Source organism: Aquamicrobium defluvii, from assembly GCF_004363725.1.
GTDB lineage: Bacteria > Pseudomonadota > Alphaproteobacteria > Rhizobiales > Rhizobiaceae > Mesorhizobium > Mesorhizobium defluvii.
Window position 1 is genome coordinate 1 of sequence record NZ_SNZF01000068.1, and the last position, 3,148, is coordinate 3,148.

Consider the following 3,148-nt stretch of genomic DNA (forward strand, 5'->3'; position numbering starts at 1 on the left):
GCCGCCCCTTGACCAAAACCTAAGACCCAAACCATACATGAAGGCGGGTCACTTCTCGGCGAAAATCCCGGGTCAGCTCTCAGCGGAAATCAACACCCTGTCTTTATACTCACTCGTCGGGCTGCCGAGATACCACCAAGATACCACCGCGATCGGAAAAATTAGGACTATCGTGGCGTAGATACGGTGGAGTTCTCGATACAAGATACTGAAATCATAGGATACTTTCGGGATTTCGGATATTGTAGCGTATATGAAATGCAGCCTTGCGGGAGATCGCTTTGTTATCACAGCCAAGGCTATGGTTTTATTGAAGAAATTGGAGCGGGCGAAGGGATTCGAACCCTCGACCCCAACCTTGGCAAGGTTGTGCTCTACCCCTGAGCTACACCCGCTCGCGCGGCTCTCGCCGCAAGCCGCGCCTATATGGCCGAAGACCGGGGCGATTGCAACAGGCAAATCGCGTCTTTTTATACTTTCTGCGCTCCGCAGAAAATAAGAACCGTCAGCCGCCCCGGATTGCCTTGCGACAGACGAAATACTGTTCGCCCGATGAGAACGCACGGGATGTCGTGTGGTCCACGTAACCGGCCCTGCGGGCCTCTCCGGCTTTCCAACGATCTACCTTTCTCCGCTCCCGAACGGATGCGCGCAGAGCATCCGCATACTTCGACGCACGGTCACACGCCCCCTGAAGACATGATGGCTTCCTGACAGCTTCTCCGGCTTTCCGCCATTGTGTGGCCACCGCCCGATTCCGTCTGACTGCAAAACGCTCTAGCTGTTTGATCTCGGGCTTTGATGGTGCATCATTATCGCCGGAATCAAAGGAAGCGCTATGGGCCAGGTTCTTCACGGGAGCGCCACGACGACTGAGGCGGTCCGTCGAGCGATACAACATAGTCAAGAGAGCCTGAGGGCTTTGTCGAGGCGCTACGGGATCAATCAGAAGACCGTCGCGAAGTGGAAGAAGCGGACCTCGGTGACCGATGTGCCGACCGGGCCGAAGAACCCTGCTTCGACAGTGCTGACGATCGAGGAAGAGGCGGTGATCGTCGCCTTCCGGAAGCATACTTTGCTGCCGCTGGACGACTGCCTCTATACGCTGCAGCCGACGATCCCGACGTTGACGCGGTCATCCCTGCACCGCTGCCTGCAGCGTCACGGGATCAGCCGCCTGCCCGAGGTCGAAGGCGAAAAGCCGGCGAAGACGAAGTTCAAATCCTATCCGATCGGCTTCTTCCATATCGATATCGCCGAGGTTCAGACAGCCGAGGGGAAGCTCTATCTGTTCGTTGCCATCGATCGCACCAGCAAGTTCGCCTTCGTCGAGCTGCATCGCGAAGCCAAACGGCGCACGAGTTCCTGCGGCATCTCGTCGAAGCGGTTCCCTACAAGATCAGCATCGTCCTGACCGACAACGGCACGCACTTCACCACGCCAGGCGCCGGCGGTTCGGCCACGCCCCTGATCGTCGAGGCCTTGGCTAAGGGAGAGACCGTCTGGGCGCATGTCTTCGAATACGCATGCGCGCAACTCGGCATCGAGCATCGCACCACGAAACCCAAGCATCCCTGGACGAATGGCCAGGTCGAGCGGATGAACCGCACAATCAAGGACGCCACCGTCAAGCGTTACCACTACGACGACCACGACAGCTCGAACGCCACCTCGCGAACTTCGTCTCAGCTTACAACTTCGGCCGGCGGCTGAAGACCCTCAAAGGCCTCACGCCCTACGAGTTCATCTGCAAACGGTGGACAATCGAGCCCGAACGATTTAAACTCGATCCTATCCATCAAATGCCGGGACTAAACACCTAAGGGACCACTGTGACGGACACGTTACCGTTTCGTGTTGGTTCCGTTACGTTTTCCTTTTGGTCATATGCGGTTGCAGAGGCATGCGTGAAATCTCTGCATAGTGGAATTCAGCCTGGAATATGGGCTCTGACGCGATTTTGATGATCATGGGGGATTCAAGTGGCCTTCCTTTAGCGCATGCCGCAACCACGGCGGTCGACATCAAGCTTCACGATAATTGAAATTAATTTCCGATTTTCGATTGCATGTCTCCGCCTGCCATGCAAGCTATTCGCATCGTCTTTCCCGCTTCCGAAGGCTGAAATCATGATCCGGGACACAGATCTCCTTGGCTCTCTCGTGGAGACCGTGTGCCGCTTCGTGCGAGATCGGCTGATGCCTGCGGAGCGGCGGGTGGAACAGGAAAATGCCATTCCTCCCGAACTGATTGAGGAGATGAAGGAGATGGGTCTCTTCGGGATGTCTATTCCCGAGGCCTATGGCGGCTTGGGGCTGACGATGGAGGAGGAGGTGCACGTCGCGTTCGAACTCTGCTATGCGTCCCCGGCCTTCCGCTCGGTGATCGGCACGAACGACGGCATCGGATCGCAGGGCATCATCGTGGACGGCACGGACGAGCAGAAGTGCCGCTGGCTCCCGGAGATGGCCGCGGAAGGGTGATCGGGTCCTTCGTGCTGACCGAGCCAGATGTCGGCTCCGACGCCGGGGCGACAAGGACGACCGCAAGACGCGACGGCGATCATTTCGTCCTGAACGGCACCAAGCGACACATCACGAACGCCCCCGTCGCCGACGTCTTCACCGTAATGGCCCGGACGGGAGGAGAAGGCCCGAACGGCATCTCGACCTTCCTCGTGCCGCGGGAGCTGGCGGGCCTGTCGCTGGGCGCCGCCGACCGGAAGATGGGCCAGCGCGGCACGCGCACATGCGACGTGTCTTCGACAATTGCCGCGTTGCCGCGGACGCGCTGATCGGAGGGATCGAAGGCAGGGGCTTCAAGACGGCCATGAAGGTGCTCAATCGCGGATGACTGCACATCGCGGCGGTTTGCGTGGGCGCCGCGGACCGCCTGTGCCAGGAGGCGGTCTCCTTCGCCACAAACAGAAAGCAGTTCGGAAAACCGATCTCGGAGCATCAGCTCATCCAGGCGATGCTCGCCGACAGTGGCACCGAGGCGTTTGCGGGCCGCGCCATGGTTCTAGAGGCCGCAAGGATGTTCGACGACGGCGCGGTGCCGTCGCGAGCTGTGTTGAAATTCGGGTGGCGCGATCTCCAGCATAGACATCGTATTGGGTCAGGCGGCGAGGTCAATCGTGTCCTTTGCG

Annotated in this window: 1 tRNA gene and 2 pseudogenes; 2 read left to right on the plus strand and 1 reads right to left on the minus strand. The window is 59.0% G+C overall.

The annotated features are described in order from the left end of the window. Positions 1-320 precede the first annotated feature (320 nt). Positions 321-395 (minus strand) — tRNA-Gly (locus tag DES43_RS22040). A 443-nt stretch (positions 396-838) separates the two neighbouring features. Here DES43_RS22040 and DES43_RS22045 point away from each other — a divergent pair. Together DES43_RS22045 and DES43_RS22050 are read left to right on the plus strand one after the other, a co-directional pair. Next, a pseudogene (locus DES43_RS22045) lies at positions 839-1,823 on the plus strand (IS481 family transposase). A gap of 306 nt (positions 1,824-2,129) precedes the next feature. After that, positions 2,130-3,057, plus strand: a pseudogene (locus DES43_RS22050) (acyl-CoA dehydrogenase family protein); the annotation flags it as partial. Positions 3,058-3,148: the final 91 nt, after the last annotated feature.